This is a genomic window from Bacillus sp. JJ722, assembly GCF_036963345.1.
In the GTDB taxonomy this organism is placed as follows: domain Bacteria; phylum Bacillota; class Bacilli; order Bacillales; family DSM-1321; genus Bacillus_AD.
This window is the reverse complement of record NZ_JBALMO010000209.1, coordinates 1074-6289: the sequence shown is the minus strand read 5'-3', so window position 1 is coordinate 6289 and position 5216 is coordinate 1074. Positions and strand designations below refer to the sequence as shown.

At 34.5% G+C, this 5216-nt stretch carries 6 protein-coding genes; 1 reads left to right on the top strand and 5 read right to left on the bottom strand.

What is annotated here, in order from left to right:
* Positions 1-180 precede the first annotated feature (180 nt).
* The 5 genes from V7014_RS21060 to V7014_RS21040 all read right to left on the bottom strand — a co-directional run bounded on the left by V7014_RS21060 (position 181) and on the right by V7014_RS21040 (position 4318).
* Positions 181-426, bottom strand: a complete 246-nt coding sequence (locus V7014_RS21060) for a DUF2164 family protein (protein ID WP_205062849.1) — start codon at positions 424-426, stop codon at positions 181-183.
* Between the two features lie 20 nt (positions 427-446).
* Positions 447-2378, bottom strand: coding sequence for a vWA domain-containing protein (locus V7014_RS21055; protein WP_335510004.1), 1932 nt, complete (start codon positions 2376-2378; stop codon positions 447-449).
* A gap of 13 nt (positions 2379-2391) precedes the next feature.
* Positions 2392-3267, bottom strand: a complete 876-nt coding sequence (locus tag V7014_RS21050; protein WP_335510002.1) for an ATP-binding protein — start codon at positions 3265-3267, stop codon at positions 2392-2394.
* Between the two features lie 167 nt (positions 3268-3434).
* Positions 3435-3590, bottom strand: a complete 156-nt coding sequence (locus V7014_RS21045) for a hypothetical protein (protein ID WP_335510000.1) — start codon at positions 3588-3590, stop codon at positions 3435-3437.
* A 149-nt stretch (positions 3591-3739) separates the two neighbouring features.
* On the bottom strand, positions 3740-4318 hold the full coding sequence (locus tag V7014_RS21040) for a DUF1836 domain-containing protein (protein ID WP_335509998.1): 579 nt from the start codon (positions 4316-4318) through the stop codon (positions 3740-3742).
* 141 nt (positions 4319-4459) lie between these two features.
* On the opposite strand from V7014_RS21040, the gene trhA reads away from it, so the two are divergent.
* Positions 4460-5107 (top strand): PAQR family membrane homeostasis protein TrhA, encoded by a 648-nt coding sequence (gene trhA, locus V7014_RS21035; protein ID WP_335509996.1) that lies wholly within the window; start codon positions 4460-4462, stop codon positions 5105-5107.
* Positions 5108-5216: the final 109 nt, after the last annotated feature.

Sequence of the window (5216 nt, the reverse complement as noted above, 5' to 3'; positions counted from 1 at the left end):
TAAGCGATTCGATTGTCTAACTTCAACGGCCCGTTTCAGCATTTTTCAGTTGACTTATCGTAGGGAGGTTGGTGAAGTCTACTAGGAGCTGGGCGCTAGAGCTAGAGCTAGACACCGTGCAAAATTATATACTTTCATATCTCTTTAAAAAATCTGCTCCTCATTAAAGGAGCAGATTTTTTATCGAATCGGCTTTTCTAAAGCATATAAATCTTCTTCTAAAGCAATCATCTTTTGCTCGACCGTCATGCGAGCATCTTTAATCGCTTGGTTATAAATATATGGAGATAACTCTTTTAACATGAAATCTAACAAATTCTCTGCTGCTAAATCACCAATTTCATCTGACATTTCTTTATAAAAGTGGTTTTGAATGTTTGCTACAATTTCGAGTTTCTGTTCTCTCGGTATTTTAATTGGCATCATCATAAACTCTCCCAAGTTCTCTATATTGTTTTCACCAATACTTTCTTCAAAAAGGCTGAAAAAATGGATGGTAAATCTTCCATATCTGGAATCATAAGATGTTCTTTCTCATAAATATTCTTCATGAGTTCACGTTCACTTTCTTCCACCGAACCATTTGCTAGAAACATCCCTACAACTTGAATGCCTTTTTTACGCGTCATTTTCACCGCTTCAAACGTATCAATTATACCAAACTTTTCATAGTCTTTCGCAGAAGGCTCTCCATCAGAGAAAACGAGTAAAAATTTATGTTTTTCTCTTCTTTTCTCCAATTCCTCTGCTGCAATTCGTATCGAAAAGCCATCCCTATTATCTTCTTGAGGCTCTAATTGCATAATCGCTGCACCTGCATTTTTCCCTAAAGAATATTCAAATGGAACGACTTCATGATAATAGTTTGGATGATAGTCCTTCTTCGCTTCTTCAGCATCTTCCCAAAAACCAACGATACTATGCGGAATTCGCAATTGCTTTAATACCTCATGAAATAGAACAACGGCTTTTTTCGTTTCTTCCATTTTATCCATCATTGAAGCTGAACAATCAATTAATAGCGTAAAGATTGCATCAAGTTCAGTTGAAGGTTGATGCTTCTTATAGAAAACACGAGGAATTGGATCAGTTAGCAATGGAACCCATTTCTTTGAAATACGTCCATATAATAAGTCACTTCGCTGCTGATTTCTTTTTTGTTCAATATGCTTCTCTAGTGTTTTTCGCAATTTCATAATTTCAACTTCTACATCTTTTTCATAACGTCGATAAAGTGCATGTTGTTCTTCCGTCGATTCAGAAGGTCGTTTTAATAAATGTTTAGCATACTGGTTTCTCTCACCGTAAGCATACGTAGACTTCTTATCTTGCTGTTTCGTTTTCTCTTTATCTAAAGCTTGTAGCTGTTCATAGCGTTGTTGACTTGTTTTCTGCATTGAACCTTGTACAGATGCATTAACTTGATCTTGTTCGCTACCTTCTCTCGCTCCTTTACCCATCAAGGATGTTTTCGTACCTTGTTCTAATTCAAATCGAAGAAATGTTTGCTTCTGTTCCTCATTCTTGTTTTCACCATGCCATGTAGAAAAGGTTTCATCAATAACTTCTTGCTCTTCCTCATCTACATCTTCTTCATCCTTATTTTGCAATGGATCTTTTCGCTTTAGGTCATCTAAATCAGAATTCTTTAGTTGCCCCCATTCCAATAGCTCATGAATTGGAAATACGAAATAAGCAGGAATCATATCTTCACTCAATTCTTCTTTGATTCGAGCACATACGTATTGTGTAATACGTATTACATCTTTTGTATTTTTAGCATCGTATAATTCATATAATAAATGTTGAATTCCTTGCATTAGTTCTTCAAGATGCTCACTAATTTTAATCGAAAAGCTATACACAGGATGCTCAGATAAGAGCGTGACAGCAATCATACAAAACAATGTATCGCATTCAAATTCTCGCAATTGGTTAGCATTTAATTGTGTATGGAAGTAGGAAAGAAGCAACTCGCGACGAACTTTAAACCATTTCGCAGTTCCTTTCTTCTCTTTCTTACAAATCTCTTCCAATCTCACATCTTCAAGTAAAGTAAAAAGGGCATTGGCAAACTTTTTATGCTTTTGTTTACTAACCCATTTATGAAAGCTTTTGCATGCTTCAATATCTGTATGATGATAGGTTCCTAATGCACGAAGAACCACATCACTTTTATAAGCTGAAGATCGATTACTTGCCTCATAATGATCCCAAAAGTGGCTTGCCGTAATGACCATTTTCAATGGATCTATTTGATGACCGTATGCCATTTCAAACGTAAAGTTTTCATTATCCGTTAATATATGCGCAATACCTTGAAGTTGAATATATAAGGCACTATCAACCGTACTATCATTGAATTTAATAAACCTCATTTAACACGCCCCCTTACGGTAGCAATAAATCCACGATATTTTGTATCAGTTGTTTTTCTTTGTCTTCATCTAATTTATCCACGATACAACGTTGAATTGCGCGTTCAATTGGAATCACAGTTGATAAGTCTGCCGCATCCAATAAAGCACGTACAGAAGCAGCTTCTTCAGACAACTCGCCTCTTTCCGTTGCAGCAATCAAATCACGAGATAAAGTTGTAAACCACTCAATCATATGATCATCTTCAAGACTGCTTTGTTCTTTCAACACTTGTTTCAATGCCTCGCCTTGAATGTATGGAACTTCAATAACAATAAAACGATTTTTAAGCGCTTCGTTCAATGGAGTTGTACCAATATACCCTTCATTAATAGCGGCAATAACTCCAAAGCCTTCTTGTCCCACAACTACTTCTGATGTAAATGGGTTTGTGATGGTTTTACGATAGTCTAATACCCCATTTAAAATTGGTAAAGTTTCAGGCTTCGCCATATTGATTTCGTCTATATACAAGAACTGTCCCTTTTTCATAGCTTGAACAACAGGTCCTGGTACAAAGGCAATCTCCTGTTTTTCTCCGTTATATTGTAGCGTCTTAAAACCTAATAATGCTTCTGTATCAAGGTCAACTGAGCAGTTGATACTGTGCATTGGATTTTGAAATAAACGAGACAGTGTTTCAGCAAATGTCGTCTTTCCTGATCCCGTCGGTCCTTTCAACAGTATGTTTTTACCCTTTGCCAAGGCAGCCGCTGCATCTATTAAAATGTCTGGATTAGGTGGAATATAGTCTTTATGTTGCGAAGTAAATGATTCAGAAGAATTTTCTTTTCTCGCTTGATGAATCAAATCTTGAATTGTTTGTGGAAATGATGATAAAAATTGCAAAATGTATCTTCCTTTCTTCATTTAACTGTAAATATAAACCTACAACCTATCATATAATATGCTTTCTTAAATGTGGATTAATAGCACTTGGAATAAGAAATACTTGTTTATTCAGAATAATCGATAAGCAAAAAACCTCCTATCAACTGATAGAAGGTCAGAATTATTTAATCTTTCGGTATAACCATGCGTGCTTTTATAGTGTTAAGCCAATCTCCCATCGTTTCTTTTCGACCAGTTTCTAGCTCACGCTGTTTCTTCTCTAATTCTTTTTGCTTTTCCAATGCTAATGCTGATTGAATGATATTATTACAGAAACACATACGTGGACACCCCTTTACGCATCATCTAATTTCAATATTCCTTTAGTCTAACTTAACATATTTTGCTTCTTTTCTAAAGATAGCAAAAACCACTAGTTAACCATTTGTTCCTTACGCTTTAATCACTTCGGAAAAAATTACATCTACTTTTATTTTTCCTTCTCCTGCACTAATTCATCCACAATTTTTTCCGCTGTTCTTCTATATAAATTGCTGATATTCACAAGCGATGCAATGAGTAAAACCTTTTCTGTATATTCTTGGTTCTCACCCTCTAGATGTGTTAATTGCTCTTCCACATCATTCATTCGTTCTTTGATATCTGCCATAAAATTTTCCATATTCTTTGTGCTCAATTGCAAGTAACTATTGTAGAAGTCATCTATACAAAAATGATCTTCTGTGATTTTCGTATTCATTCCTTCAAGTGTATCTTTAATATCTTTAATCGTTAAAGCCCCTTTTAACTGATAAATAAGGCTGATTAATATAAGATGTTCCTTTGAATATTTTTTATTCTTAATTGGAAAGAATAACTTCCCTTTTGCGTAGTTATTAATCATCGTTTTTGTTAAAACTTTTTCATCTTCATTTCGTTTTGCTTCACTATATTTGTTCTCAAATAATTGAATGACCTGATCCATATATAAATCAATACCTGGAATATCTTCTAAAGTTATATTTTTTTCACGCTCAAGCTTTTCTAAAAATGAATGTAATTTCCCCACCATATAAACCTCATTTTCAATAATAGTTACTATTATCTTATCTTGAATACATTTAAAAGTAAATGTTGACTACATAACGATATGTATATATTATTATATGTAGTTATTAAAACTACATAACGAGAGGTGGAGATATAGATTATGAATACTTACATTAGAGAACCTATCAATGGACTAACACATTTAGCAGGTGCGTTGCTTTCCTTTATTGGTTTAATCGCAATGGTTATAAAAGCATCAGGCGCTCAATCATCAGCCATTCAGATTACGGCAGTCATTATCTTCGGTATTAGCATGATTCTTCTTTACGCAGCTTCTGCAACATACCATATGATCATTGCTAAAGAGAAGGTTATTGCCTTCTTAAGAAGAATCGATCATTCCATGATTTTTGTATTAATTGCTGGATCTTATACTCCCTTCTGTCTTATTAGTTTAAATGGGATGACAGGATGGACACTCTTCACTATTGTTTGTTCAATCGCTGTACTCGGAATTGTATTTAAATTAGTCTGGTTTACATGTCCAAGATGGCTATCTACAGCACTTTACATTGGTATGGGGTGGATTATTATCTTCGCAGCCACTCCTCTTTCAAATGTACTAAGTATGAACGGATTATATCTTCTTATCTTAGGTGGACTTTTATATACAATTGGTGGAATCATCTACGCTGTTAAACCAAAATGGTTAACGTTTAAATATATGGGCTTTCATGAGATTTTTCATATTTTTATTATGTTAGGGAGTTTAGCTCATTTTCTTTGTGTATATCTATACGTTATTTAAAAAAAGTCCATACTTTATTAAATATAGATAAAGTGAAACTTTAATCAGTGGGGGGGGTTCGTCCATCCCCACCGATTATTAGTTGAACCAATCGGGTTCTTACTTGCGC